The organism is Aquirufa rosea (assembly GCF_004118285.1).
Classification (GTDB): domain Bacteria; phylum Bacteroidota; class Bacteroidia; order Cytophagales; family Spirosomataceae; genus Aquirufa; species Aquirufa rosea.
This window is the reverse complement of the sequence record NZ_SDHY01000001.1, coordinates 330,203-356,577: the sequence shown is the minus strand read 5'-3', so window position 1 is coordinate 356,577 and position 26,375 is coordinate 330,203. Positions and strand designations below refer to the sequence as shown.

Sequence of the window (26,375 nt, the reverse complement as noted above, 5' to 3'; positions counted from 1 at the left end):
GTTATAAATAAATGTTGTCAAAAATCTTTTAGACCTATTCTAGAGGCATTTTTCTCATTTTATCCAAATGTTTTTTATCCATCCAGAATAAATAGACTCCTACCAAAACAAAGAATACAAGGAATACCAATAATGAAAAAATCATGTAGGAATCTGCTCCCGGTATTGTAGATATGAATTGCTTAAACATGGTCTTATTTTTTAGAAATGTCTGTACCTAATCTTTGTAAATAAGCGATCAAGGCAATAATCTCCTTATCGGCTCCTACTTTGATTTTTTCTTCGGCTAATCTTGCCTGTATTTCTTTAGATTGTGCTTCTAGATCACTAACAGCATTTTTAATCTGTACATCATCGTATGGCACACCCAGTGCTTTCATGGCTTTTAACTTAGCCTGAGTTTGAGAAGTATTCAAACTTTGCTCATATAACCATTCGTATGCAGGCATAATAGAACCTGGCGACATAGAGGCTGGTTCGCGCATGTGGTGGTAATGCCAAGAATCTGGATATTTACCGCCCTCACGATGCAAATCTGGTCCCGTTCTTTTGGAACCCCACAAGAATGGATGATCGTAGACAAATTCACCTGACTTAGAGAATTCACCATAGCGCTCAGTTTCACTACGGAACGGACGAACCAATTGTGAGTGACAGCTTACGCAACCTTCACGGATGTAAATATCTCTACCCTCTAATTCTAATGAAGTATAAGGCTGAACGGCTGCAATAGTCGGCACATTGGATTTGACCATAAAAGTTGGGATTAATTCGACTAAAGAACCTACCAAAATCATGATTAATGAACCAATCAACAATTGAATAGGTCTTCTCTCAATCCAACTATGCCAATGTAAACCTTTGATTTCTTTCTCAGAAACGATTACCTCTAGTGGTGCAGCTTCGGCTGGTTCATTGGCTAATAAGCTACCTTGAGCCATCGTTTTGAATAAGTTGTAGGCCATTAAAATAGCTCCAATTAAGTATAATGTACCACCTAAAGCACGCATTTGGTGCATAGGGATAATTTGTAAAGTAGTATCTAAAAAGTTACCATATTGAAGAGTTCCCTCTGGAGTAAATTGCTTCCACATCATCCCTTGAGTGAAACCAGAAATATACATCGGAATAGCATAGAAGGCGATTCCTAAAGTTCCAATCCAGAAGTGAGTTTTTACTAATCTCTCGGAGAACAAGCTGGTTTGGAAAATCCGTGGTACTAACCAGTATAACATAGCGAAGGTTAAAAATCCATTCCAACCCAAAGCCCCTACGTGCACGTGTGCTACGATCCAGTCGGTAAAGTGCGCAATGGCATTAACATTTTTCAAACTTAACATAGGGCCTTCAAAAGTGGCCATACCATACGTGGTGATACCTACCACCATGAATTTCAATATCGTATTTTCACGAACTTGATCCCATGCACCTCGTAAAGTCAATAAACCATTAATCATACCACCCCAAGAAGGAGCAATCAACATGATGGAGAAAACAACTCCTAAAGATTGAGCCCAATCCGGTAAGCTAGAGTATAATAAGTGGTGAGGGCCCGCCCAGATATAGATGAATATCAAAGCCCAGAAGTGTAAAATGGATAAACGATAAGAATAAACTGGACGATTCGCCATTTTAGGTAAGAAGTAATACATTAAACCTAAAAATGGTGTAGTTAAGAAAAATGCTACTGCATTATGACCATACCACCATTGAATTAAGGCATCTTGTACACCAGCATATACATAATAGCTTTTTAAGAATGAGATCGGTAATTGAACGGAATTAGTTAAATGTAAAACGGCAACCGTTACAAACGTAGCAATGTAAAACCAAATCGCTACATATAAATGACGCTCTCTACGCTTAATAATCGTACCAAACATATTGATACCAAATGCTACCCATACCAAGGTAATGGCAATATCAATAGGCCATTCTAACTCAGCATATTCGTGGGATGTCGTAATACCTAATGGTAAGGTGATGGCTGCTGCAACAATGATTAATTGCCAACCCCAGAAATGGAAAGCTGAAAGGAAGTCACTGAACATGCGTGCTTTTAGTAGCCTCTGAAGGGAATAATAGACTCCAGCAAAAATGGCATTACCCACAAAAGCGAAAATTACTGCATTAGTATGCAGCGGACGTATACGACCAAATGTTCCGTATTGGGTGACGTTCATGGCAGGTTCGAATAACTGCGAGGCAATGATAACCCCGACCAGCATTCCAACAATACCCCAGATAATGGTTGCAATGGCAAAATTTCGGACGGTTTTGTTATCGTACGAAAATTGATCCAAAGTAGTCGTTTGTGACTTCATAAGCGTTTAAATTGAGATTAATTGTTTGTCTTTTTATCTTCATTCAGGATTCGCATACCAGGAGTAATTAAGTCATCTTGCTGACCAGATCGTATAAACCAAATAAAGGCAAATAGGAATCCAATGGCCATGAGTAAACTCAAAAAAATCATTAAATACATTATTTCCATGACATGCTATAAATTAAGAGAACAAGGATTGCAGAAAGCGTACGAATACATCTTACTACGAGGTAAAGTTCTTTTTATCTGGTGGTTAAAAATATGATTTTACTCAGCTAACGGTGGATACGAATATGATTTCAATTGGTTTTCAATCGCTTGCCATATATATTCATTCCCCAAGTAGCAATGATCAACATACTGATGGAATTAACAGGCATTAAAATCGCTGCTACCAATGGCGATAGATTACCCTGTACCGCAAAACTCAATCCTATGGTGTTGTACACCAAGGACAACAAGAAACTCATTTTTATCAAGGTAATGGCCTTTTTTGAAAAATTCAAAAATTCAGGTAGACGACTTAGCGAACGGCCTTGTAAAATAGCATCACTTGCTGGAGTAAAATGTAAATGATCATCAGAAACAGCTATTCCCACATGGGCCTGTTGCAAGGCTCCTGCATCATTTAGGCCATCACCTACCATCATTACCTTTTTTCCCTCAGCTTGTAATTGCTTGATGAAATCCATTTTTTCCATAGGACTACATTCAAACTTCATGTGATCTTCTGTTGCAAACCAATCTTTTAGGCTAGCAGCATGGTTCGTCTTGTCTCCAGATACCAAAAAGACATCATAGTGATGTTGCAACTTTCTGAGCATAAATTCTACTCCTTCCCTGTTTTCCCAAGGGAAATCCAAATAACCCAAGGCATCATCCCCAATTTGTATAAATAGTTGAGATTCAGAACTAAAGAAATCCTGCGGTGAGACATTAGGATTGATTCCTAAAAATTTAGCAGAACCAATTTTTATATGTAATTCCTTCCATCGGGCCTCTAATCCTTTGCCAGGAACCTCTTTAAAAGAACTAATCGACAATAATTTTCTGTCTCCAAAACTTTGGGTATAGGTGCAAAGTCGACGAGAAAGTGGGTGTGTCGACTGTAGGGACAAAGAATAAAGTATATCCAATTCATTCTCGCTCAAATCACGGTGTAAGTAAACGTTAGGTGCTTCAGATTTAGCCAAAGTTAATGTACCAGTTTTGTCAAATACTACCGTGTCTACCTGCCCCATTCTTTCCAAAGCCTGAATATCCTTTACATAAAGGTTACTTTTGGAAAGCCAGCGAACTCCATGTCCCAAAGCAAAAGGGTAAGAAATGGCCAAGGCACAGGGACAAGCTATAACCAAGATACTTACTACGGAATTTTGCCATTTGCTTGGATCTACTTGTATCCAGTAAAGGGCTACGATAGTCGCTAAAGTAATCAGGCCTATGGTAAAATAGATTCCGACTTGATTCGCAAAGTTCTCCCAGTTTTCTGCTTTAAAGCTAGGATCTTTGAATGCCTGTTGTTCCCATAACTGAGTCAAATGGCTTTGTTGCAGATCTTTTTTAACTTCAATTTCTATCATCTCCCCATGATGCTTTCCTCCCGCATAGATTAAGTTGCCCGATTGAATGGCTACCCATTCACTTTCACCCGTGACAAAACTGTAATCCATATTGCTCTTTCCTTTGATTAAAATAGCATCTGCTGGAATGATTTCCTCGTTTCGAATACGCAAACGATCACCCACCTGAATTTCGCTCAATGGGGCCATTTCTTCCTTTCCCTGCATGATTTTGGTAATTACTAATGGGAAATAAGAGGTGTATTTTCGCTCAAAAGATAGAAAATCAAAGGACTTTTGTTGAAACCACTTACCTATTAACAAAAAGAATAAAAGGCCCGATACCGAATCCATATAGCCCGCTCCTGTATGGCTTAGAATTTCATACACACTTCGTGAATAACCTACCAAAACACCTAAAAGAATTGGCATCTCAATGGTGATTTTTTTTAACTTAATGTGTGCCCAGATGTTTTTGAAATAATCGGAACCCGAATAAAATAAGGCAATAGAGCCTAAAATCAAGTTTAAATAGCCAAATAAGTACTTCAGGTTTCCATCTTCAATGCCTAAGTATTCTGGAAAACTAAAAAGCATAATATTTCCAGCACAAAAACCTGCTACTCCTAATTTGATGAAAAGCTGTGTTTGTTGGGATAATCTTTTTTTCTTCTCATTTCCCTCTGACTCTTCAGATAAAAGTGGTTCATAACCAACCTTGGCTAACAAAGAGGCTAAGGCTCCAAGGCTGATTTCCTGTTCCCGGAACCAAACACTCAATTCTTTTTTTCCAAAATTCAATTGAGTTTTTACAATGCCTGAATCAAGCTTATGTAAGTTTTCCAACAAATAAAGGCAAGAGCGGCAGTGAATGCTAGGAAGGTTAAAACTTACTTTGGATATGTCTTGGTTGGAAAATTGAATCAATTTATCCCGAAAAGCGGGCTTGTTTAAATAATCAAAATTCTGAAGACTCGGAGATATACCCGGATTGACATCACAGGTATAATAAGTGCCTAATTCATGGTCTTGCAACAGCTCGTATACATTTTTACATCCTTGGCAACAAAAATCTTTTTCCTGGAAATGTACGATTTCATCCGCAAATGTCTCACCGCAGTGATAGCATTTTGTATTTGTTTGGGGACTTTGAACGAGCTGTTCCATTATATATTTAATCTTTTTTCAAATTTCCCATGAAAATTTTGCCTTGATAATGATAAAAAGCAGGACAAAACATGAGCATTGTCATGAAATTAATTCAAGGGTCAATCTATTTTCGTAAATAAATTTTCGATGAAGTATGGATCAAATGATCGAGACAGAACGTAAAGTACTAGCTAGCGGAATAGAAATCAACTATTTAGCTAATGAATTTCTGTTTCGTCAAGGTCAGAAAGCTGAATTTGTGTTTTATTTTCAAGGCGGTGAGATTTCATTGAAATCATTCAATGCCCCAGAAGGAATCATTTATCAGGCTTGTCCAATTTTTTTAGGTATTTCTGAAGTTATGGAAGGGAAAAAACATACCTTTTCTGCCGAAACGATTCAGACTTCCAAGTTTTTGGTTTTCGAGAAGAATTACTTTTTGATGTTGATGCAAGAGTTTGATTTTGCTCCCTCCTATTTTGAACAGAAAAGTAAAGAATTTGAGTCCATTTTTACGGAATTAGTACCGCATTGATTTTGGTGTTTCATGCTGAGTATCAACTCAGAATAATATAGAGTGGTAAGTTAAAAGGGTTGTACTGCCCTGCTTGATGTTGTCGGGCAGGGCTTTTAATTGTACCATAAAGAATTGTAAATCATGAAAATCTTTATTTTCTTAAAACCCTTCAATACATACAATTTACAATCTACAATTTATAATTAGAAATTATCTCAACGGGCTATCTTTCTCCTTTTTAAGTGTATTGTATACCAACCTATCCATCAATCCATTCATCCATTTGTTTAGGAAAACGGTCAGTTTGCCCTGAAATGTAAGTACTAATGTTTTCTTTTTTTGTTGATAAGCTTGGTAAATTTTTTCGGCTACCTCCTCTGCCGACATCATTTTTTCTTCATCACGCATAGAGTCTCCCGTGATTTTCCCCTCTGAATTCAAAGATGCATTTCGAATATTAGAGGCAGTAAAGCCAGGACATGCGGTTAATACATGCACTCCAGTTTCCAATAATTCCGTTCTCAACGCTTCTAAAAACCCATTCATGGCAAATTTAGAAGCGGAATAGCCCGTTCTAACGGGTAATCCCCGATATCCTGCAATGGATGAAATACCAATGATTCCTCCTTTGGATTTTTTGATATAAGGTAAAGCTGCATGTGTGGCATATACGGTTCCCCAGAAATTAATGTCCATCAATTGTTTCAAGACCTTTAAATCGACCTGCTCAAACATAGATCGCATGGAAATTCCGGCATTATTGATCAAAATATCAATTTGTCCCAATTCCTTCACCACCTGCACAATCATTTCGCGAGTCTGTTCCTCTGAACTGCTATCACAAACTATGGCAGTGGACTGGATTTGTAAGGCTTGTAATTCAGCCAAAGCTTCCATGAGTTTATTTTCATTTCTTCCCGTGATGACCACGTGGGCGCCCTTGCTTCCAAATTCAAAAGCCAATGCTTTGCCTATGCCTGATGAGGCTCCTGTTATGATGACAACTTTGTTTTTCATACAATAAATTTGCTTTCAAAGTTAAGCTTTTATCCTGTATTTGATTGGCTAGCCAAATGAAAGCCCTATTTTTGCGCTAGAATTCAGATTATGAGCGCCAAAAAATATAAAATTCCCCAAGTTTTAGAACAAATTCCCATTCTAGATTTTGCTGCTGAAGCCAAATGCATAGCTAAGGTTAATGATGAGGTAATATTTGTACAAGGTACCGTAGCACCAGGTGATATTGCCGATTTACGTGTTTTAAAATCAAAAAAGAAGTTTAAACAGGCGCAAGCCATCAATATTCAGCCTCTTTCTTCTTTTAGGACTGAAATTGCCTGTGAGCATTTTGGGATTTGTGGGGGCTGTAAATGGCAGCATGTGACTTATCAAGCACAACTGAATTTTAAATACAAACAGGTGAAGGATAACTTGGAGCGAATAGCCAAGGTTAAGTTGCCTGAATTTCAACCTATTTTAGGTTCAGAAGAAACTTATTATTACCGCAATAAACTTGAATTTACATTCTCCTCGGCTCGTTGGTTAACGGAAGATGAGATTGGAAAGGATATGTTAGGCTCAATGAATGCCTTGGGATTTCATGTTCCTGGCCGATTTGATAAAATTTTACAGGTAAATCATTGCTACCTTCAACCAGATCCATCTAATGCCATCCGCAATGGAGTGCGTGTTTTTGCTGAATCCAATGGAATTTCATTTTATGAATTAAAAAACCAACATGAAGGGGCACTCAGAAATCTAATCATTAGAAATTCAAGTTCGGGTGAATGGATGGTGGTGGTGCAATTTGCCTATGCTACCGAAGAGGAAATTGACCTAATCATGAACTATTTGAAGAGTAATTTTCCAATGATTAGCTCCTTGAATTATGTGGTCAACCAAAAAGGGAACGATACTTTCCACGACTTAGGTGTTATTTGTTTTCATGGAAAACCCTTCATAGAAGAAAAAATGGAGGATTTGCGTTTTCAAATTGGTCCCAAATCCTTTTTTCAAACGAATACCCATCAGGCTTTAAGATTGTATCAATTGGTCAGAGAATATGCTGATTTACAAGGAGACGAGTTGGTGTATGATTTGTATACAGGTACTGGTACTATAGCCTTGTTCTTAGCCAAATTCGCTAAAAAGGTTGTTGGGCTAGAATATGTCGAAATGGCAGTGCAAGACGCTCGCATGAATGCGGTCCACAATCATATTGAAAATGCCTCTTTCTTTGCTGGCGATATGAAAAAACTCCTAACAGAAGAGTTTATTGCCATACATGGAAAGCCCCAAGTTGTCATTACCGATCCACCTAGAGCAGGAATGGATGAGGATGTCGTTCGACAATTATTACGAGTACTACCGGAGAAAATCGTCTATGTAAGCTGTAATCCTGCCACGCAGGCAAGAGACATGGCATGGCTAGATGAGGCTTACCAAGTAGATGTGGTGCATCCGGTGGATATGTTTCCTCAAACACACCATGTGGAGAACATCGTTCGACTGCGACTACGCGAAGGGATCGTTTAACGGATCAAAATCGGCTGGAGGTAAGTTCATCTTACTTCCTTTGAATACAGCATCGCTTTGGCCTTGTTCAAATTGAGAGGCAGTATCCCCTAATTCACTTAAGTTAAATACGCCATTTGCATTTCCATCCGCATAAGGTTGGAAATCCAAGTCACAGTATTTGGTGAATTTACCAATGAATTTAAGCCAAACGTTTTCCAAAGAACCCGACCTGTTTTTAGCCATGATAATCTCTCCCATCCCAGCAATGGAATTCCCTTGTTCATCCGTAGTAATTCCATAATACTCAGGACGGTAGATAAACATTACTTGGTCAGCATCTTGCTCAATGGCCCCAGACTCACGTAAATCTGAAAGTTGAGGTTTTTTATTACCACCTCTGGTTTCAGTAGAACGGTTCAACTGTGATAAGGCAATCACCGGGACATCTAATTCTTTAGCCAATTGCTTCAACGCTCTAGAAATTTGGGCAATTTCTTGTTCACGATTACCACTTGCCCCCTTACCCGATGTATCTCCTGTCATCAATTGTAGGTAATCGATAACGATTAATTCAATATTTTTTTGGGCTTTCAATCGACGGCATTTGGCTCTTAATTCCAAAATTGATAAAGCAGGTGTATCATCTATGTAAATAGGCGCCTGAAATAATTTGTCGATTTTGGTATGTAATTGCTGCCACTCATGTGGCTCTAATTTCCCTTTTCTAATTTTTTCTGCCTCGATTTCCGCTTCTGCACTGATGATACGATTCACCAATTGCACCGAACTCATTTCAAGGGAGAATAAGGCTACGGCATGTCCAAAATCTAAAGCTGCGTTTCGACAGGCAGAAACGACAAAAGCTGTTTTACCCATACCGGGACGAGCAGCTATGATGATAAGTTCCTGTTTTTGCCAGCCTGAGGTATGACGATCCAATTCAGTAAAGCCCGAAGGGATACCTGTAAGCCCACTTTTTTGCTTTTGTTTCTTTTCTAATTCATCGACCGCCTTTTTTAAGATGTCCGACATACTTTCGTAGTTCTTGCGGATGTTGGATTCTGCAATGGAAAACAGTTCTTGTTCCATTCGATCCAAAATCTGAAATACGTCTGTCGTGTCCTCGTAGGATAAGCGTTGGATTTCTGAAGAAACATGGATTAACTGACGCTTAATGTATTGTTCAATGATAATCCTCGCGTGAAATTCAACGTTGGATGTGGAACTTACGCGTGAAGTTAATTGAGCCAAATAACTTGTCCCCCCTGCCTTTTCTAAATCACCGTTAACTTTCAAATAATTATTTACGGTCAATAAATCTACTGGCTGAGAGGCCTGGAACAATCCTTGTATCGCTTGGAAAATTTTTTGATGCGCTTCTTTATAAAAGGTTTCAGGCTTTAATAATTCAATGACGTTGGCCAAAGGCTCCTTTTCCAACATGAGTGCTCCCAACAAAGCTTCCTCTAATTCAGGGGCTTGCGGAGGTAGTTTACCTAATCCTAAATCACTCAAACGAGCAGGTTGGTTAGTTCGATTGAAGTTTTGATTCGATTTTCTTGAAATGGATGAAGGATTGTTTGATTCCATAGTTTACAATTTTACAATATTTTGATAAAAATATCACCCTTGGCAACCGATTAAATTTCAATTATTACCTATTTTAGTGAATATTTTTCACTTTAACTTTTTCATACTTGTTAGAAAAAATTATCGCCTTAACAGATGTATCCTTAGTAGATTTCCTAGGGGTATCCAATGCCAATTTATCACTATTGACTGAAGCTTTTCCTCAAACAAAAATCATTGCTCGAGGAGATCAAATCACAGTTCGAGGTTCGGATGACCAAATCTCTTTAGTGGAAGCTATTGTTAATCAATGCATCAAGCATTTAGAAAAGCATAGTTCATTATCCACCAATCACATGAAAGCTTACATTGATTTGATATTAAACCCAACTGGAGAAGAGAATGAAACTCCTTGGGTAGAAGATAAAGACGTTTTATTATTTGGTACCAAAGGTTTAGTCATTAAGGTTAAAACACCTAATCAGAGAAAATTGGTGGATGCTGCCAGTAAAAATGACATCGTTTTTGCTATAGGACCAGCAGGGACGGGTAAAACATATACTGCGGTAGCTTTGGCAGTTAAGGCATTGAAAAACAAGGAGGTAAAAAAAATTATTATTACTAGACCAGCAGTAGAGGCAGGGGAAAATTTGGGATTTTTACCAGGCGATTTAAAAGAGAAAATAGATCCTTATCTGCGTCCTATTTATGATGCTTTGGAGGATATGATTCCTGCCGAAAAGTTGAAATTTTACATTGAGAATAGAACTATTGAAATTGCCCCTCTCGCCTACATGCGTGGTAGAACGCTTAACAAAGCATTTATTTTGTTGGATGAAGCCCAAAATACTACTTCCATGCAAATGAAAATGTTTTTAACACGTATGGGTATTCAGTCTAAAACCATTATAACTGGAGATAAATCACAGGTAGATTTACCTAAAAATCAAGTTTCAGGTTTGGGAGAAGCTGCCCATATTTTGAAAGGCATTAGTGGCATTTCATTTGTAGAGTTAGATGGTTCGGACGTGGTTCGCCATCGTTTAGTTAGAGAAATCATTGAAGCTTACGGTAAACAGGAGAAATAAATGGTGGAGATTATTCAAGCGAAGTCATTAGAAGAAATAAACGAGGTTTTTAATATTCGGATTCAGGTATTTGTCCTGGAGCAGGCTTGTTTACCTTCGGAGGAATTTGATCAAACTGATGCTGAGGCAAAGCATTTTTTGCTTTTAGAAGATGCCAAGCCAGTTGCTACTGGTCGTTACCGTAAAACTGAAAAGGGTATTAAAATAGAGCGAATAGCTACTTTAAGTTCTGCAAGAGGAAAAGGATATGCCAGTCAAATGGTCAAACACATCATACAGGATGCTCAAAAAACATATCCCGATTGCCACTATTTCTATCTTCATTCTCAGCAAACCGTCATGCCCTTATATGCTAGTCTAGGATTTCTTCCCTATGGTGAAACTTTTATAGAGGCAGATATTGTTCATCAGGCAATGTCACTCACTTGTTAGTGACAATTAGTTTCTCTATTAATTTTTAAGAATATGACTAAGACTGTTGAATTGGTATACCCTCCTGGCGAAGTACATTTTGTGGGAGATGGATTTAGGGTGCATAATTTTATTCCAAGTAGATATGGTTTGGACATGCAGCGCATGAGTCCCTTTATCATGTTGGATTATGGATCTAAGCATTATTTCTCTCCTTCAGAGCATGCCAGAGGTGTTGGGGTTCATCCACACCGTGGCTTTGAAACAGTGACCATAGCCTACAAAGGACGAGTTGCGCATCATGATAGTAGCGGCGGCGGAGGAATTATTGGTGAAGGAGATGTACAATGGATGACTGCCGCGTCAGGGGTATTGCATAAAGAATATCACGAGGAAACCTTTAGTGCGGAAGGTGGAGATTTTCAAATGGTTCAATTGTGGGTGAATTTACCTGCGAAGGACAAAATGTCCACACCCAAATACCAAGCCATTTCCAATCAGGAAATCGTCAAGGTTGATTTAGGTGAATCAGGACTGGTGGAAGTAATTGCTGGAGAATATCAAGGGCAAAAAGGACCAGCCTATACATTCACGCCAGTACATATGTACAATGCCAAATTGAAGGCTGGTGCTCAGTCAAAGTTTTCTTTTCCAGCAAATTACAATACATGTCTATTGGTAATTGAAGGAGCAGCAAGTGTCAATGGTTCAGTGGATGTTCCCTTGGATCATTTAGCCTTGATGGCCAATGCAGGTGAAGAATTTACTTTGGAGGCTAAGGAAGATTCCGTGGTGTTAATTTTAAGCGGAGAGCCAATTTTAGAACCAATTGCGGCTCATGGTCCTTTTGTAATGAATACGCGTCAAGAAATCATGCAAGCCTTTGAAGATTTTAATGCAGGTAAATTCGGGTATCTGGCATAGTAGATGCCTTGCATTGCAAGGCATCTACTATGCACTGCAAGGGACCACTACTATGTAGATATCTGACAATAAAAGCCCTTGCAACGCAAGGGCTCTGGAATATGGGTATATGATACAAACCCTTGCAACGCAAGGGCTCTGGAATATGGGTATATGATACAAACCCTTGCAACGCAAGGGTTCTGGAATATGGGTATATGATACAAACCCTTAAAACGCAAGGGCTCTGGAATATGGGTATATGATACAAACCCTTGCATTGCAGGGGGTCTTCCGATTAAAATGGTAAATCATCTCCTGATTCAGCTTCTAATGGAGGAAACTGATAACCACCACTAGCGGTTGGAGCTACATTCGGAGGCACCGAAGGCGCTACTCCCGAGCGGTCTATGCGATAAGCTCTGATTTCTGTATACCAACGATCATTGTATTCCCTAGATTCTACATTAAATTGAACTTTTACTAATTCTCCATCTTGTATAGGAGCTAAGTCCTGGGTTTTGTCGCCCCATAGCGACATACATACTTTTTTAGGATATTGATCTTGGGTTTCAATCACAAATTCCTGTTTAATCCAATTGGTTCCGTTACGACCAGTGCCTGTAACTTCGGGTAATTTTTTAATTAATTTTCCGCTGATTTCTAAAGCCATTCTGTTTATTCAGATTTGATGAAAACTTGTATTCCTTGCAAGTAAGCAAATATTTGGTAATTTTGCTAACCCGTTTGGCGATGTGGTGGAATTGGTAGACACGCTACTTTGAGGTGGTAGTGCCGTTTTAGGTGTGGGAGTTCGAATCTCCCCATCGTCACTTATTTTTTGTTTGTTATTAATCTGTAAATCATGTTGAAGATGAAACCTTACAGTGTGTTGCTTTACTATAACTACACCCCTGTGCCTGATCCCGAGGCTTATCGAGAAAAACATCACCTTTTTTGTATTGAGAATAATATCCTAGGTCGAGTAATCGTGGCTACTGAAGGATTGAATGGAGCAGTTTCCGGATTAAAGGAAGATTGCGACAAATACATGAAATGGTTGGAAAATGATCCTATTTTCCAAGGTACTGACTTTGATTTTAAAATTGAAGAACACGATGCGCATACCTTTAATAAACTGCATGTCCGTGTTAAGAAAGAAATAGTACATTCAGACCTTCCCGTAAATCCGCGTGAAAAAACAGGAAAACACCTAAAACCGAAGGAATTTAAGGAATTATTGAAAAATGATCCAGACGTGGTTTTGGTAGATATGCGTTCTAATTATGAACATGAATTAGGTCGTTTCAAAGGTGCATATACCTTTGATATGGAGAATCTACGTGATTTGCCTCAGCATGTGCATGAAATTGAACATTTAAAAGACAAGAAGGTCATTACTTATTGTACGGGAGGAATTAAGTGTGAAAAGGCATCTGCTTATTTGTTGGAACGTGGTTTTAAAGATGTTTACCAATTACACGGTGGAATTATCAAATATGGTTTGGAAGAAGGTGGAGAAGATTTTGATGGTTCTTGCTATGTATTCGACAATCGTGTAGCCACACCCGTTAACAGTGTTAATCCGGTGGTGATTTCTACCTGTCATATTTGCCATGAGCCATCTGATCACATGGTAAATTGCGCCAATCCAGAGTGTAACGAACATTTAGCTATTTGCCCAAGCTGCTTGAAAGAAATGGATGGGGCTTGTTCTCCTGAATGTAAAGTACATCCTCGGAAGCGGCCTTACAATGAAAAAGGATATTATTCCAAACAATCCGTAGGATACTCTCCTATTTTAGGATTTAAGTCCTTTAGTCGAAATGCGAAGATTGAAGAAAAACAAAAAAAGGCTCATTCTTGAGCCATTTTTATGAATTTTATATTATATGAAGCATCAATAAATCCCCAAGATTTGTATTTTTTGATCCCTCAAGACAATCTTATCCCCTACTTTTTTAGCCCAAAATAATTCTCCGATTGGCGATTCTGGTGAAATGATAAAATATTCCTTTTGCTCTAGAATCATTTTACCTAAACCAATCAACATATAATATATGCCCATATTCGTTTCGATAAGCGCACCTTTGTCGACTTGTAGATAACTTCGATTGGATGGCAATTTCAGTATGATTTGCAAAGAATGCTTGTTTTGGTCTATGACGGCCGAACATTTATCCATTTCCCTCTGCATCATTTCTCGTCCAGTTTCATATTTATCCCCAGCTGAGCTTTTAGTGTCTGAATCCCGAGACTCCTTGGCTTGCTCATAGGCTACTTGAGCCTCTTGTATATTTTGCTCAATTCGAAGTTGAATTTCCTCTAAAAGTTGTTTTTTAATATCTATCCAATTTTTCATATCCTACCATTCCCAATAAATCAATTGGAAAATTATCAATAAATTTGTTCATGACCTATTTCTCGCCCACCGACTTAATTATCAATCCTGATGGAAGTTCCTACCATTTGAACATTCGATCCGAGCAGTTGACAGATACTATTTTTATGGTGGGAGATCCAGAAAGAGTAGAAAAAGTTTCCCAGCATTTTGATCGTATTCATACTAAAATACATAAAAGGGAATTTGTAAGTCATTTTGGAGAACTAGCTGGAAAACCAATTGGAGTACTTTCAAGTGGAATTGGTGCGGACAATGTGGAGATTGTCATGAATGAATTGGATGCTTTAGCCAATATTGATTTTGAAACCAGGGAAGAAAAGACCGTAAAGCGGAGCTTACAATTAATTCGGATTGGTACATCAGGATCTATTCAAAGTGATATACCGGTAGACTCGGTTTTGATTTCTAATTCCGCCATGGGATTTGATAACTTGTCTCAATTTTATGATTTTACTTCGGAGAATAGTTTAGATCAAGCTACACTAAATCAATTTTGTCAACAAATATCCTATCCTTTACCCATTTATGGTGCCAAAGCCTCCGATAAATTATTGAATTTTTTGGCACAAGATTCCTATTTCAAACAAGCCTATAGTGGAATAACTCTAACAGCACCTGGGTTTTATGCTCCACAAGGACGTACTGTTAGGATGCCTTCACTCCTACCCAATTACTTAGTGGATTGTGCTTCCCATAAAATTATGGGCCAAAGAATTAGCAATATTGAAATGGAAACTGCTGCCTATTATGCTTTTTCAGGAGTTTTAGGGCACGAAATGGTCTCATTGAATGCCATTCTTGCTAATCGTATAAATCATCAGTTTTCCACGAATCCTGAAAAGCAAATTAGTCAATTGATCGAAAGAGCTATAGAAGTCTTTTCATGATGTAATCATTCATGTAATACCCCTCTCCTACATGAATATCTACTTCTTGGTCAATTTGAAATCCCCTTTTATGATAAAAATTGACGGCTGAATTATGGCGGTTGACATTTAAAATCAATTCTTTTTGGCCATTCTCATGGGCAAATTGGGCTATATATTCCAAAAGGAATGTTCCAGCACCTTTACTTTTCTGAACTGGATTCAAATATATTTTATGAAGTTTTCCCTGTATACCATCCATGTTTTCATAGGCGGCAAAGCCAATGGCCTCCCCTTCCGATTCTAACATGAAAAATTGGACATTGCCTTCCATTTGTTTTCTAAGTACATCAGTTCGGTACATCATGTCCAGCATGAAAACGCATTGCTCTTCGGATAAAATGGCTCCATAGGTAGGTCTCCATGCTAGTTCAGCTATGAACTGAATAACAGGAATATCATTTATTTCAGCTTTTCGAATTTGCATGGTGCAAAATTAAGGGAGCAAATTTGTAAATTCGTTAAAAATATGAAATTATGAGTCAAGTGAAACCACTTATTTTAATTGCTAATGATGATTCCATTCACTCCAAAGGCATTAAAGTACTAACGGAAATCATGTCGGAAATTGGTGAAGTGGTCGTTGTGGCCCCAGATAGCCATCAATCGGGTATGGGTCATGCTATTACGATGGGTACACCTATCCGTGTAATTAGAACAGAAACTTTTGGTTCTAATATTCTTTCTTACAAGTGTTCTGGTACCCCTGCTGACTGTGTAAAATTTGGTAAGCACTATATCTTAAAGGGCCGTAAAATTGATTTAATGGTTTCCGGAATCAATCATGGATCCAATGCATCCATTTCAGTTTTATATTCAGGTACAATGTCTGCGGCTATCGAAGCAGCAATGGAAGGAATTCCTGCCATTGGTTTTTCTTTGTGTGATTATGCCAGTGACGCAGATTTTAGTCACTGCCATGATTTAATTATAAAAATAGCTCAACAGGTTTTAGAACATGGACTTCAAGAGGGTCTAACTTTAAACGTGAATTTCCCTGCCAAAACGGAGACTCCTATTCAAGGAATTCGTGTTGCACGACAAGCAAAAGCGGTTTATCGGGAGTTTTTTGAAGAGAGAAAAGACCCTTATGGTCAGCCATATTTTTGGATGGATGGCTTTCTTCACAATGAAGACCTGAATAATGGCACAGATTTAGATTGGCTTTCTGAAAATTATGCCACGGTAGTCCCTGTGAAATATGATCTGACGGATTATCAGGCTTTGGAAGAAATGAAGCATTGGGATTTTACGATATAAGCGCTTTTACTTTTAAAATCGTTATTATGCTTAAAGCATCTTGAATCTCTCCCCTATCTACCATATCAAAAACTTGCTTCACAGGAAGTTTTTTTATGACCAAAGATTCTGTTTCCTCAGGTGCCGCTGCTCCTTGCTGAAGGTTCTTCGCCAAATACATAAAGGCCCTTTCATCAGTCACTGAGTTGGATAAAAAGCAGCTTCCTAATTCATGCCATTCTAACGCTTTTAAACCAGTTTCTTCCTCCAATTCTCTTTTTGCGGCCTTTAATGGAATTTCATTTTCTTGAATTAAGCATCCTCCTTCTGGTAATTCCCAGGAATAAGTATCCAAGGTATATCGGTATTGACCTACCAAATACGTATTCCCATCATCATCCAAAGGAAAAACAGAAACCGCAACATTTTTGAAATGCACTAAACCATAAATTCCTTCTTTATTGCTGGGATTGATAACCTCATGATGTTCAATTCGAATCCAAGGGTTTTCATAAATCGTTTGCTTTGAAAGTGTTTTCCAGGGTTTATCTTCTTTTTTCATTTCGTAAATGTAAGTGGATTTGATGTATCTTTGTGCATAATTTTTTTACATGAAACAGCGCCTGCTGCTTGTTACTTTTTCGATTAGTGTGCTGATTCTAATAGGCAAATTTTATGCCTATTATCTGAGTGGTTCTACCACTATTTTAACAGATGCTTTAGAATCGATTATCAATGTAGTAGCTGGGGCATTTGCCTTTTATTCGGTTTATTTAGCCTCTTTACCTAAAGATTTAAACCATCCTTATGGTCATGGTAAAATTGAATTTTTTGCTTCAGGCTTAGAAGGAGTTTTGATTTTATTGGCGGCAACTTACATCTTTTTACACGCCTCCCAACACCTATGGACTCAGCAAGAACTCCAACAATTGGACATGGGTATGGCCATTTCTTTGGGCTCCTCTGCTTTGAATGGTATCATGGGGTATTTTCTTATTCAGATAGGAAAAAAAGAACATTCTCCTACTTTGGTGGCTGATGGAAAACACCTGCGATTAGATGCTTACAATAGTTTATTAGTCGTGTTAGCCTTGGCAATCACCTACTGGACGCATTGGCTCTGGGTTGATTCAGCGGCCTCTATTTTATTTGCCTTGTTTATGTTTTGGCAAGGAATCCGCTTGATTCGTACTTCGGTAGCTGCATTGATGGATGAAACAAATCCCAAAGTATTTAAATTGGTTATCGAGTGGATAACGCAAAACCAACAGCCTGCCTGGATAGATTTACATAATTTGCGAGTTCAACAATATGGAGGCGATTTACATATAGATTGTCACATCACTCTTCCGAGATACTGGGATTTAATTCGTGTACACGAGGAAATTCACGCTTTCGAAGAAACTTTATCACAAGTTTTACCCACTCACATTGAGATTTTTGTACATACGGATCCTTGCTTAGATGAATGCTGTGCTCACTGTCAGGTGGCCGATTGTCCTATAAGAACTCAAGTATTTGTTCGTAGGATTGAGTGGAACAATGTCAATTTAGCTTTGAACCAAAAACATTTTTTGGAACAACTAAACCGTTCTTAGGCTCCCTATTCCTCCGTCAACTCCTATGATTTGACCTGTTATCCACGAATTTTCTGGCTGTAATAAAAACATGGCTAAATTAGCTATATCTTCCGCTTGTCCTACTCGTCCCAAAGGATGTCTCTTTCCTCCAGATTCTATCTTTTCAGGAGAATTTAGTAAGTTTTGAGCTAAAGGCGTTTGTGTCAATGATGGAGCAATCGCATTAACTCGAATTTTCTGTGCACTTAATTCGGCTGCTAAGGAACGCGTTAAGCCTTCAATAGCTCCTTTAGAGCTGGCTATAGAAGCATGAAATCCCATTCCTGTCTGCACAGCAACCGTACTGAATAAGACCACGGAGGCATTTCCAGATAATTTTAATTTGGGCAACAAGGCCTGAATCACTCTAACGGCCCCCAACACATTGATTTTAAAATCAAATTCAAAATCGGAGCTAGTAAGTCGATGGAAGGGTTTTAAATTAATACTACCAGGACAGTAAGCTAAGCCATCAACTGGCTCTTGAATACTTTGTAAAATTTGATCATAATCTCCAAGGGCATCCCATGTATAATTTTCAATACCTGAAATGTCGCAAGCATGTCTTGAAAAATTAAGCACACGATTACCTTGGGCAATCAGTTGTTGAGCTAAGGAATATCCAATCCCTTGGCTAGCTCCAATAATGACAAATAATCCCATTATATGCTTTGGATAGAACCTAAAAATTCTTTTCTAGTGGATTCTTCTTGGAATTTACCTCCATAAAATGAGGTAATCGTAGAAGTTGCATCGTCCTTAACACCGCGCGAAGAAACACATAGGTGTTTAGCATCAATGTATACAGCTACATGCTCCGTATCAAGTACTTTTTGTAAATGTTTTGCTATTTGCATGGTTAAACGCTCCTGTACTTGAGGTCTTTTGGCATAATATTGCACTATTCGATTCAATTTAGAAAGTCCAATGACCTTACCGGAAGAGATGTAAGCAATATGCGTTTTACCCATAATAGGGACGAAATGATGCTCGCAATTGGAATAAAAACTGATATTTTTTTCAATGAGCATTTCATTGTAACCAAATTTATTTTCAAATAAGGCAATTTGAGGCTCATTTTTAGGATTTAATCCACTAAAGATTTCCTCCACGTACATCTTAGCCACACGCTTAGGGGTTCCTTTTAAAGAATCATCAGTTAAATCAAGGCCTAAAGTCAACATAATTTCTCTGAAGTGACTTTCGATTTTTTGAATTTTCTCAGCATCAGAAAGATCAAATGCATCAGCCCTCATAGGAGTTTCTATGGATGTAGCTATATGATTATCTCCAATCTCCTCATCAGTAAAATGAAAATTTTCTGTATCAATGAGCAGGGAATTCAACAAAATTTCTTTCTGTTTCATACAATCTGATTTTTAAATCTAAGTTGGTGGCAAGTGTAGCTCTTAATTTTTGATATATCACCCAAGCGATATTTTCAGCCGTTGGGTTTATATTTGAAAAATCGGGAACATCTAAATTAAGATTCTTGTGGTCAAACTTTTGAATGATTTCCCTCTGAATCATATGGGAGACTTCCTTCATATCAATAACATAACCCGTATCCGGATTAATTGTTCCAGTAATTTGCACAATTAATTCATAATTGTGACCGTGGTAGTTGGGATTATTACACAATCCAAAGACTTCCTGATTCTTTTCATCTGACCAATTTGGATTGAATAGTCGATGAGCCGCATTAAAATGCTCTTTTCTAAATACACTAACTCTAGGAAGATCCGTCATTTTTTTAAATTGGATATAAATTTACAGCCATATTTTGATTAAATTTCATTTTCATTACCTAAAAACCAGTTTAACAATTTATGAAAAGGCGAAATTTTATTTCTAAATCGCTGTTATACACTTCTTCTGCCGCTCTTTTTCCTACTATTCTGAAAGGCATAACACCAGAACAAACAAAAGTACGTTTAGGTTTCATTGGGGTGGGACTTCGTGGAAGAAATCATTTGGAAATGGCTCTTTATCGCCCAGATGTAGAGATTGTGGCTATTTGCGATATTGATCCCCAAGCCATTCAAATTTCCCAAAAAATGATTCGTGATAAGGGCCGTAAAGAAGCTGCAGCTTATCAAAAGGGGGATCATGATTTTGAAAATCTAGTTAAACGAGAAGATATTGATGGGGTTATTATTGCTACCCCTTGGGAATGGCATGTGCCTATGGCGCTAGCCTCTATGAAAGAAGGCAAATACACGGGTGTCGAGGTTTCTGCAACGGTAACCCTAAAGGAATCATGGGATTTGGTGAACATGTATGAGAAGACAGGCGCCCATTGTATGATTTTGGAGAATGTTTGTTATCGAAGAGATGTAATGGCCGTACTAAACATGGTCAGACAAGGAATGTTTGGTACTTTAACCCATCTTCAGTGTGGCTATCAGCATGATTTACGTGAAGTTAAATTTAATGATGGGGTTCGTCCCTATGGAGGAGGTGTTGAATTCGGTAAGAAAGGATTTTCGGAGGCTAAGTGGAGAACCCAGCATTCTGTTGATAGAAACGGTGATATTTATCCTACTCATGGACTAGGTCCAGTGGCGGAGATGTTAAATATTAATCGAGGGAATCAATTCTTATACTTAACATCTATGGCCAGCCCTGCCTTAGGTTTGCACAAGTATGTGGTAGACAAAGGAGGGAAAGATCATCCCAATGCCAATGTCAAATTTAAATTAGGGGATGTGGTTACTACATTGATTAAATGTGCCAATGGAGAAACCATTATGATTTCGCATGATACGAACTCTCCACGTCCTTATTCCTTAGGTTTCCGAGTACAAGGAACCAATGGCCTATGGATGGACGATAATAAATCAATTTATTTAGAGGGCGTTTCCCCCAAAGCCCATAGCTGGGAGCCATTTAAGCCGTATCAAGAAAAATACGATCATCCACTTTGGAAAGCTCATGCTCAGGATGCTGAAAATGCGGGACATGGTGGCATTGATTATTTTGTATTGAGAGCATTCATTGAATCCATTAAAAATAAAGTGGCTCCTCCGATTGATGTGTATGATGCAGCTGCTTGGTCAGCCATTTCGCCTCTATCTGAGGAGTCTATTGCCAAAGGCTCTGCTCCTGTAAAAATCCCTGATTTTACCCGAGGTAAATGGAAAACTAATCAACCTATTTTTGCTTTACATGATAATTATTAAACCTTTATGACAACTACAAACAAACCTACCAACACCTCTGCTGCACTTTTAATTATTGGAATACTCTTTTTCGTATTTGGATTTGTGACTTGGGTAAACTCCGTTTTGATTGCCTTTTTCAAATCGGCATTTGAATTAAATAATTTTGAATCTTTATTAGTAACCTCGGCATTTTTTATTTCCTATTTCGTGATGGCCATTCCTTCATCATGGGTGTTGGCCAAAACCGGCTTTAAAAATGGTATGTCGGTAGGTCTTTTAGTTATGGCAGTAGGAACTGTATTATTCGTTCCAGCCGCTAAAATGGCTAATTATCCCATGTTCTTATTGGGTTTATTTGTTATTGGAACGGGTTTAGCCCTTTTGCAAACTGCCTCTAATCCCTACGTGACCATTTTAGGATCCCCTGATTCCGCCGCTAAGCGTATTTCAGTGATGGGGATTTGTAATAAAGTGGCTGGTATTTTAAGTCAGTTTATTTTTGGTGGCTTGTTGCTTTCCTCTACTACGGATGCTAAAGATTTAAACATCGTAGTTAATCCTTATTTAATCATGACAGGGGTATTAGTAGCACTAGCTTTATTGGTTCGTTTTTCTACCTTACCAGAGGTGGAAGCAGAAGAAACTGAAGAGTCTAGCTCAGATCAACGTTCTAGTGTTTGGGCCTATCCTAACTTGGTATTAGGCCTAGTTGCCTTTTTCTTGTACGTGGGTGTAGAAGTAATGGCGGGCGATACCATTATCAACTATGGGGTTTCTCAAGGAATCGATATGGAAGTGGCTAAAACCTTTACTACCTACACCTTATACGGTATGTTGGCAGGATATGTAGTAGGTATTTTGTTTATTCCCAAATACTTATCTCAACAGAAGGCTTTGAATTATTCGGCTATTTTGGGAGTAGTATTTTCTTTAGGAACTATTCTTTTAGATGGATATTATTCGGTGATGTGTTTAGCTTTATTAGGACTAGCTAATGCCTTAATGTGGCCAGCTTTATGGCCTTTAGCTATTAACGGTTTAGGAAAATATACCAAACTGGGATCTGCATTGATTATCATGATGATTTCTGGAGGTGCATTGATTCCTTTGTTATATGGAAACATTGCTGATAGCATTCAAAATACCCAATTGGCCTATGTGATTATGGTACCCTGCTATCTATTTATTCTTTTTTATGCAACAATAGGCCATAAAAAGAGTTCTTGGTAATATAAAACATGTGAATGAGCCTCATCTTATTTTCATGAGATGAGGCTTTTTGTTGGTATTTCGTAAATTTGAAATAAATTAAATTTCTATGTCAAGCATTCATCAATCAAGTTCTGCTCATTTAATTTCCCAAGGGAATATCTATGCCCCTACCTTATTGGGATATCGCAGAAGAGAAACCATTCCTGTGGCCATTGGTGATTTGATGTTAGGCTCCGACTTCCCTATTCGTATTCAATCAATGACTACGGTGGATACCATGGATACTCAGGGTTCCATAGAACAATCCATTCGGATGATTGACGCAGGATGTGAATTGGTGCGGATTACTGCTCCCTCCGTGAAAGAGGCACAGAATTTAGAAAATATACGTAAAGGATTGCGTGAGAGAGGTTATAAAACGCCTTTGGTGGCTGATATCCATTTTACCCCCAATGCCGCTGAATTAGCAGCTAGAATAGTTGAAAAAGTGCGCATAAATCCGGGTAATTATGCTGATAAAAAGCGTTTTGAAACCATTGAATACACAGAAGCTTCTTACCAAGCAGAACTGGAGAGAATTCGTGACAAGTTTTTGCCTTTAGTAAAAATCTGTAAAGAATATGGTACTGCCATGCGTATAGGAACCAATCATGGTTCATTATCAGATCGTATTCTAAGTAGATATGGAGATACACCCCTCGGAATGGTGGAATCAGCCTTGGAATTTCTTCGTATTTGCGAGGACGAAAATTATTATAATATCGTTTTATCCATGAAAGCGTCCAATACGCAAGTCATGGTAGAAGCCTACCGCTTATTGAGTAAAAAGCTAGCTGATGGACAATTCAAGCCTTATCCTCTTCATCTAGGTGTAACAGAGGCCGGTGATGGTGAGGATGGTCGAATAAAATCTGCGGTGGGTATTGGTAGCCTTTTAGAAGACGGATTGGGAGATACCATTCGTGTTTCATTAACTGAAGACCCTGAATTTGAAATTCCTGTGGCCCAGGAATTGGCAAATCGTTATGTAAATCGACATATTCCTAGTGAACCTATTCCTGCCTTGTCAGATTTAGACCAAGGTTTTGATTCTCCCATTAATCCTTTTGCCTATACAAGAAGAAAAAGTAAAGAGCTTGCGAATTTTGGTGGACATCAAGTACCTCGCGTATTAGCTGATTTTTCTCAAATGAAGGAAATTGAGATGGATGATCTTAAGTCCATTGGGCATTTTTATCTTCCTGAGCCAGATAAATGGGCTATGAATGATTTAGGAGCAGATTACCTTTTTACAGGTAAACTGGATTTGAAATTTATGCTTCCCAATGGATTGAAGCAAATTCAATCTGCTGAAACCTGGTTAGCCCAAAGTGACTCGATTCATCAATTTCCCATGTTTGAGGCTTCAGTATGGTTGAATACCGATAAAAAGCATGCTTCACTCAATTTTGTTCATGCAGATGCGGAAGAAATTTGGTCTAATCCTGAACTAGTTAATGCCTTAAAAACAGCAAAGAAAGAGGTTTTAGTTCTTTCTTCAACCTATTCTAATCGAATGGCAGCACTTAGAAGGGCATTCTTTGAATTAGAAAATCAAGAAATAGATATCCCGGTGGTGATTCGTTTACATTACCAAGATATACCCAGTACCCAATTCCAATTGTTTGCCCCTACGGATGCGGGTGCCTTGCTTCTAGATGGCTTTGGAGATGGATTGATGCTTTCTCTTCAAAGTCTACATGACCAATATGCTCTAGTTAATTCTACCAATTTTGGTATTTTACAAGCTTGTCGAGTTCGTATTTCCAAGACTGAATACATCTCCTGCCCTTCTTGCGGCAGAACATTATTTGATCTTCAAGAAACTACCGCCAAAATTCGTCAAGTGACAGACCACCTCAAAGGCGTAAAAATTGGCATCATGGGATGTATCGTGAATGGTCCGGGCGAGATGGCCGATGCGGATTATGGATATGTGGGAATTGGTAAGGATAAAATTGCCTTGTATCGCGGACAGGAAGTTGTTAAAAAATCCGTTCCTACCGACTCCGCAGTGGATGAATTAATTCAATTAATCAAAGAAGACGGGATGTGGAAAGATCCCCAAGAAACCAATATTTAAAATGAGCAGACTCAAGGAACAATTCAAATTGGGGGAAGTTTTCTTATACTTTATCCGAGTATTTCAAAAACCTAAACCCGGAGCTCCTACGAATTTCAATATTCGCACCATGCACACCATCAACAAAATATCCATTGTGATGTTTTTATTCTGCGTGGCCGTCATGATTTATCGGGCCTTTTTGCGTTAAATATTACTTCATACCGAATTTACACCAATGTGATTTGGCATAACTTAATGCTTTTTTGTCCTTGGTTTTGCCATTGACATAATCGCATAGATATTGGTATTCTTTCGGTCCGGGTGCATTCGGAAGTACTGACAGTAAAATTTCAATCACTTGAATGGCCTGAGTAGCCTTCTTCTGTTTGAATAATAAAGAACTTTCTACCATCCACATTCTTCGCTGTATCGAGCTAGCATCTAAGCCTGCCTTTGTCATTTGTCCTTTAATCTTTTGAATATCTGCCAAGCTGAGCTTATTGGCCTGCGAACTCGTTAATACGATTTGAAAAATATTTTCGTAGGTCATTCTAACTGAACTAGCTTCAAACATTTTTTCGTAGGTAGGAATATGGCTTACAAAATAATCAAACAGCGGATTATTGTTGTTCATCATAACCATTTGAATAGCATTGAAAGTACTCTGGGATGTGTACTGATTGGTAGGTAATGATTTTGCGAATTCATTGAATGCCAAAATGTTAGCCGTAGTATCACCCATGATTCTGGCATATTCAGCGTAGTTTAATAAGAACTGTGGATTTTTATCCCCAGCCTTTAATCTTTTGGCATAGTTTTGTGCATGTTCGGCTGGATTAATGGCTTTTTGAGCAATGGAATTCACATTGATGACTGAATTATCACGTTCTCCAAATATTTTGGCGCCAACAATTTGTAAGTTGGAAGGATCAATAAAAATGAAAGTGGGAGTAGCATTGATATTGATTTTCAGCTTTTTTAGCAGTTTTTGATTTTCTGGATTTCGAATATCCAATTGAAAGTTCACGAATTTGGCATTGTAAATAGCTCCCACTTGCGGCTGGGCAAAGGTTCCTTTGAATGAATTACAAATATGACAATCTGGCGCATAAACTTCCATGAATAAAAGTTTATTCTGCTGTTTGGCAGTAGCTAATGCCATATTAAAATTCCCTGTCTTAATAAAATTGATACCTTTTTGTGCAAAACCTGGCAAAGCCAAAAGTAGGAAAAAGCTAAGGTACGAAGATGCAATTCTCATTCGAGTGTGATTTATTGGCCTTTTTCTGCCGCGATGATTTCCTTTTTTAAGTGAGCTGAGAGCGTCATACACACTTGTTCTACTTCCTGCGAAAAAAACTTGTCGCCCGTAGCCTGAAGTGATGCGTCTGCTACAGTACCCATCACTTCAATAAAGAATCTTTTCATGTCCAAGACCTCCATATCTTTTGTCCAAAGTGGTAATGTCAAGGTACCCTTATGATAAGGGTCCCAAGTCGCCACCAAAATTGCCTTGGTTTCTTCAATTCCTTCATTGGGGTTATCAGTTGCGGACCATGAAATTTGGTCTGGAATATTATTTTCGTCAAGCTTAATTTGGAAATGTATTTCTGATTGTTTCATTGCGCAATTATGAATGGTTTTTCGATTCAGGGATTCACTTCT

28 protein-coding genes and 1 tRNA gene are annotated in these 26,375 nt (G+C 38.2%); 14 read left to right on the top strand and 15 right to left on the bottom strand.

What is annotated here, in order from left to right; translation table 11 throughout:
• Positions 1–34: 34 nt before the first annotated feature.
• From ESB04_RS01610 to ESB04_RS01595, 4 genes are all read right to left on the bottom strand, one after another.
• Positions 35–190 carry a CcoQ/FixQ family Cbb3-type cytochrome c oxidase assembly chaperone gene (locus tag ESB04_RS01610; RefSeq protein ID WP_109323092.1) on the bottom strand — a complete coding sequence of 52 codons (156 nt, stop codon included), beginning with the start codon at positions 188–190 and terminating at the stop codon, positions 35–37.
• Positions 191–194: 4 nt separating this feature from the next.
• Positions 195–2,324: a cytochrome-c oxidase, cbb3-type subunit I gene (gene ccoN / locus ESB04_RS01605; protein WP_129025571.1), complete on the bottom strand. Its 2,130-nt coding sequence runs from the start codon at positions 2,322–2,324 to the stop codon at positions 195–197.
• A 17-nt stretch (positions 2,325–2,341) separates the two neighbouring features.
• Complete coding sequence (gene ccoS, locus ESB04_RS01600) at positions 2,342–2,485, bottom strand: cbb3-type cytochrome oxidase assembly protein CcoS (RefSeq protein WP_317127014.1); 144 nt, start codon at positions 2,483–2,485, stop codon at positions 2,342–2,344.
• 140 nt (positions 2,486–2,625) lie between these two features.
• Complete coding sequence (locus ESB04_RS01595) at positions 2,626–5,055, bottom strand: heavy metal translocating P-type ATPase (RefSeq protein ID WP_129025567.1); 2,430 nt, start codon at positions 5,053–5,055, stop codon at positions 2,626–2,628.
• Between the two features lie 136 nt (positions 5,056–5,191).
• Here ESB04_RS01595 and ESB04_RS01590 point away from each other — a divergent pair, with 136 nt between their 5' ends.
• Entirely contained in the window at positions 5,192–5,572 is a 381-nt protein-coding gene (locus tag ESB04_RS01590; RefSeq protein ID WP_129025565.1) for a cyclic nucleotide-binding domain-containing protein, read from the top strand.
• 192 nt (positions 5,573–5,764) lie between these two features.
• Here ESB04_RS01590 and ESB04_RS01585 read toward each other — a convergent pair whose 3' ends face one another.
• Complete coding sequence (locus ESB04_RS01585; RefSeq protein WP_129025563.1) at positions 5,765–6,571, bottom strand: SDR family oxidoreductase; 807 nt, start codon at positions 6,569–6,571, stop codon at positions 5,765–5,767.
• 90 nt (positions 6,572–6,661) lie between these two features.
• On the opposite strand from ESB04_RS01585, the gene rlmD reads away from it, so the two are divergent.
• Complete coding sequence (rlmD, locus tag ESB04_RS01580; protein WP_129025561.1) at positions 6,662–8,089, top strand: 23S rRNA (uracil(1939)-C(5))-methyltransferase RlmD; 1,428 nt, start codon at positions 6,662–6,664, stop codon at positions 8,087–8,089.
• Here the strand turns inward: rlmD and dnaB are convergent.
• Positions 8,069–9,661: a replicative DNA helicase gene (gene dnaB / locus ESB04_RS01575; protein WP_129025559.1), complete on the bottom strand. Its 1,593-nt coding sequence runs from the start codon at positions 9,659–9,661 to the stop codon at positions 8,069–8,071. The two genes, rlmD and dnaB, sit on opposite strands and share 21 nt — an antisense overlap.
• A gap of 107 nt (positions 9,662–9,768) precedes the next feature.
• Between dnaB and ESB04_RS01570 the strand changes: the two genes are divergently transcribed.
• Genes ESB04_RS01570 through ESB04_RS01560 form a run of 3 tightly spaced genes read left to right on the top strand, consistent with a single transcriptional unit; the run spans position 9,769 to position 12,063 of the window.
• Positions 9,769–10,728 carry a PhoH family protein gene (locus tag ESB04_RS01570; RefSeq protein WP_129025557.1) on the top strand — a complete coding sequence of 320 codons (960 nt, stop codon included), beginning with the start codon at positions 9,769–9,771 and terminating at the stop codon, positions 10,726–10,728.
• The gene (locus ESB04_RS01565) at positions 10,729–11,160 is read left to right on the top strand and encodes a GNAT family N-acetyltransferase (protein WP_129025555.1); all 432 of its coding nucleotides are present in this window, start codon (positions 10,729–10,731) and stop codon (positions 11,158–11,160) included.
• A gap of 33 nt (positions 11,161–11,193) precedes the next feature.
• Entirely contained in the window at positions 11,194–12,063 is an 870-nt protein-coding gene (locus ESB04_RS01560; RefSeq protein ID WP_129025553.1) for a pirin family protein, read from the top strand.
• A 277-nt stretch (positions 12,064–12,340) separates the two neighbouring features.
• Here ESB04_RS01560 and ESB04_RS01555 read toward each other — a convergent pair whose 3' ends face one another.
• The gene (locus tag ESB04_RS01555) at positions 12,341–12,715 is read right to left on the bottom strand and encodes a DUF3127 domain-containing protein (RefSeq protein WP_129025551.1); all 375 of its coding nucleotides are present in this window, start codon (positions 12,713–12,715) and stop codon (positions 12,341–12,343) included.
• 76 nt (positions 12,716–12,791) lie between these two features.
• On the opposite strand from ESB04_RS01555, the gene ESB04_RS01550 reads away from it, so the two are divergent.
• Positions 12,792–12,875: transfer RNA gene (locus ESB04_RS01550), tRNA-Leu, on the top strand.
• A 41-nt stretch (positions 12,876–12,916) separates the two neighbouring features.
• Positions 12,917–13,909 carry an oxygen-dependent tRNA uridine(34) hydroxylase TrhO gene (gene trhO / locus ESB04_RS01545; protein WP_129026131.1) on the top strand — a complete coding sequence of 331 codons (993 nt, stop codon included), beginning with the start codon at positions 12,917–12,919 and terminating at the stop codon, positions 13,907–13,909.
• A 33-nt stretch (positions 13,910–13,942) separates the two neighbouring features.
• Here trhO and ESB04_RS01540 read toward each other — a convergent pair whose 3' ends face one another.
• Positions 13,943–14,404, bottom strand: coding sequence for a hypothetical protein (locus ESB04_RS01540; RefSeq protein WP_129025549.1), 462 nt, complete (start codon positions 14,402–14,404; stop codon positions 13,943–13,945).
• 50 nt (positions 14,405–14,454) lie between these two features.
• On the opposite strand from ESB04_RS01540, the gene ESB04_RS01535 reads away from it, so the two are divergent.
• Positions 14,455–15,333 (top strand): nucleoside phosphorylase, encoded by an 879-nt coding sequence (locus tag ESB04_RS01535; protein ID WP_129025547.1) that lies wholly within the window; start codon positions 14,455–14,457, stop codon positions 15,331–15,333.
• Here ESB04_RS01535 and ESB04_RS01530 read toward each other — a convergent pair.
• A complete protein-coding gene (locus ESB04_RS01530; RefSeq protein WP_129025545.1) occupies positions 15,314–15,799 on the bottom strand; it encodes a GNAT family N-acetyltransferase in 486 nt (161 codons plus the stop codon). The two genes, ESB04_RS01535 and ESB04_RS01530, sit on opposite strands and share 20 nt — an antisense overlap.
• 50 nt (positions 15,800–15,849) lie before the next feature.
• On the opposite strand from ESB04_RS01530, the gene surE reads away from it, so the two are divergent.
• Positions 15,850–16,632 carry a 5'/3'-nucleotidase SurE gene (gene surE / locus ESB04_RS01525; RefSeq protein ID WP_129025544.1) on the top strand — a complete coding sequence of 261 codons (783 nt, stop codon included), beginning with the start codon at positions 15,850–15,852 and terminating at the stop codon, positions 16,630–16,632.
• On the opposite strand, the gene ESB04_RS01520 is transcribed toward surE, so the two are convergent.
• Positions 16,622–17,173: an NUDIX domain-containing protein gene (locus ESB04_RS01520; protein ID WP_129025541.1), complete on the bottom strand. Its 552-nt coding sequence runs from the start codon at positions 17,171–17,173 to the stop codon at positions 16,622–16,624. The genes surE and ESB04_RS01520 overlap by 11 nt on opposite strands.
• A 49-nt stretch (positions 17,174–17,222) precedes the next feature.
• On the opposite strand from ESB04_RS01520, the gene ESB04_RS01515 reads away from it, so the two are divergent.
• Positions 17,223–18,209 carry a cation diffusion facilitator family transporter gene (locus ESB04_RS01515; protein ID WP_129025539.1) on the top strand — a complete coding sequence of 329 codons (987 nt, stop codon included), beginning with the start codon at positions 17,223–17,225 and terminating at the stop codon, positions 18,207–18,209.
• Here ESB04_RS01515 and ESB04_RS01510 read toward each other — a convergent pair.
• The 3 genes from ESB04_RS01510 to ESB04_RS01500 are packed head-to-tail and all read right to left on the bottom strand — an operon-like array spanning position 18,195 to position 19,979.
• Positions 18,195–18,893 (bottom strand): SDR family NAD(P)-dependent oxidoreductase, encoded by a 699-nt coding sequence (locus ESB04_RS01510; RefSeq protein ID WP_129025537.1) that lies wholly within the window; start codon positions 18,891–18,893, stop codon positions 18,195–18,197. The genes ESB04_RS01515 and ESB04_RS01510 overlap by 15 nt on opposite strands.
• Entirely contained in the window at positions 18,893–19,597 is a 705-nt protein-coding gene (gene folE, locus ESB04_RS01505; RefSeq protein WP_129025535.1) for a GTP cyclohydrolase I FolE, read from the bottom strand. Before folE ends, ESB04_RS01510 begins: the two co-directional genes overlap by 1 nt.
• The gene (locus tag ESB04_RS01500; RefSeq protein WP_129025532.1) at positions 19,557–19,979 is read right to left on the bottom strand and encodes a 6-pyruvoyl trahydropterin synthase family protein; all 423 of its coding nucleotides are present in this window, start codon (positions 19,977–19,979) and stop codon (positions 19,557–19,559) included. The genes folE and ESB04_RS01500 overlap by 41 nt, the downstream gene beginning before the upstream one ends.
• Before the next feature lie 80 nt (positions 19,980–20,059).
• Between ESB04_RS01500 and ESB04_RS01495 the strand changes: the two genes are divergently transcribed.
• From ESB04_RS01495 to ESB04_RS01480, 4 genes are all read left to right on the top strand, one after another.
• Positions 20,060–21,412, top strand: coding sequence for a Gfo/Idh/MocA family protein (locus ESB04_RS01495; RefSeq protein ID WP_129025530.1), 1,353 nt, complete (start codon positions 20,060–20,062; stop codon positions 21,410–21,412).
• A gap of 6 nt (positions 21,413–21,418) precedes the next feature.
• On the top strand, positions 21,419–22,624 hold the full coding sequence (locus ESB04_RS01490; RefSeq protein ID WP_129025528.1) for a sugar MFS transporter: 1,206 nt from the start codon (positions 21,419–21,421) through the stop codon (positions 22,622–22,624).
• Between the two features lie 88 nt (positions 22,625–22,712).
• Positions 22,713–24,728, top strand: coding sequence for a (E)-4-hydroxy-3-methylbut-2-enyl-diphosphate synthase (ispG, locus tag ESB04_RS01485; RefSeq protein ID WP_129025526.1), 2,016 nt, complete (start codon positions 22,713–22,715; stop codon positions 24,726–24,728).
• A 1-nt stretch (position 24,729) separates the two neighbouring features.
• Positions 24,730–24,918, top strand: a complete 189-nt coding sequence (locus tag ESB04_RS01480; RefSeq protein ID WP_129025524.1) for a DUF6728 family protein — start codon at positions 24,730–24,732, stop codon at positions 24,916–24,918.
• Positions 24,919–24,921: 3 nt separating this feature from the next.
• Here ESB04_RS01480 and ESB04_RS01475 read toward each other — a convergent pair whose 3' ends face one another.
• A complete protein-coding gene (locus ESB04_RS01475; protein ID WP_129025522.1) occupies positions 24,922–25,971 on the bottom strand; it encodes a thioredoxin family protein in 1,050 nt (349 codons plus the stop codon).
• 11 nt (positions 25,972–25,982) lie between these two features.
• The gene (gene gldC / locus ESB04_RS01470) at positions 25,983–26,333 is read right to left on the bottom strand and encodes a gliding motility protein GldC (protein ID WP_129025520.1); all 351 of its coding nucleotides are present in this window, start codon (positions 26,331–26,333) and stop codon (positions 25,983–25,985) included.
• Positions 26,334–26,375: the final 42 nt, after the last annotated feature.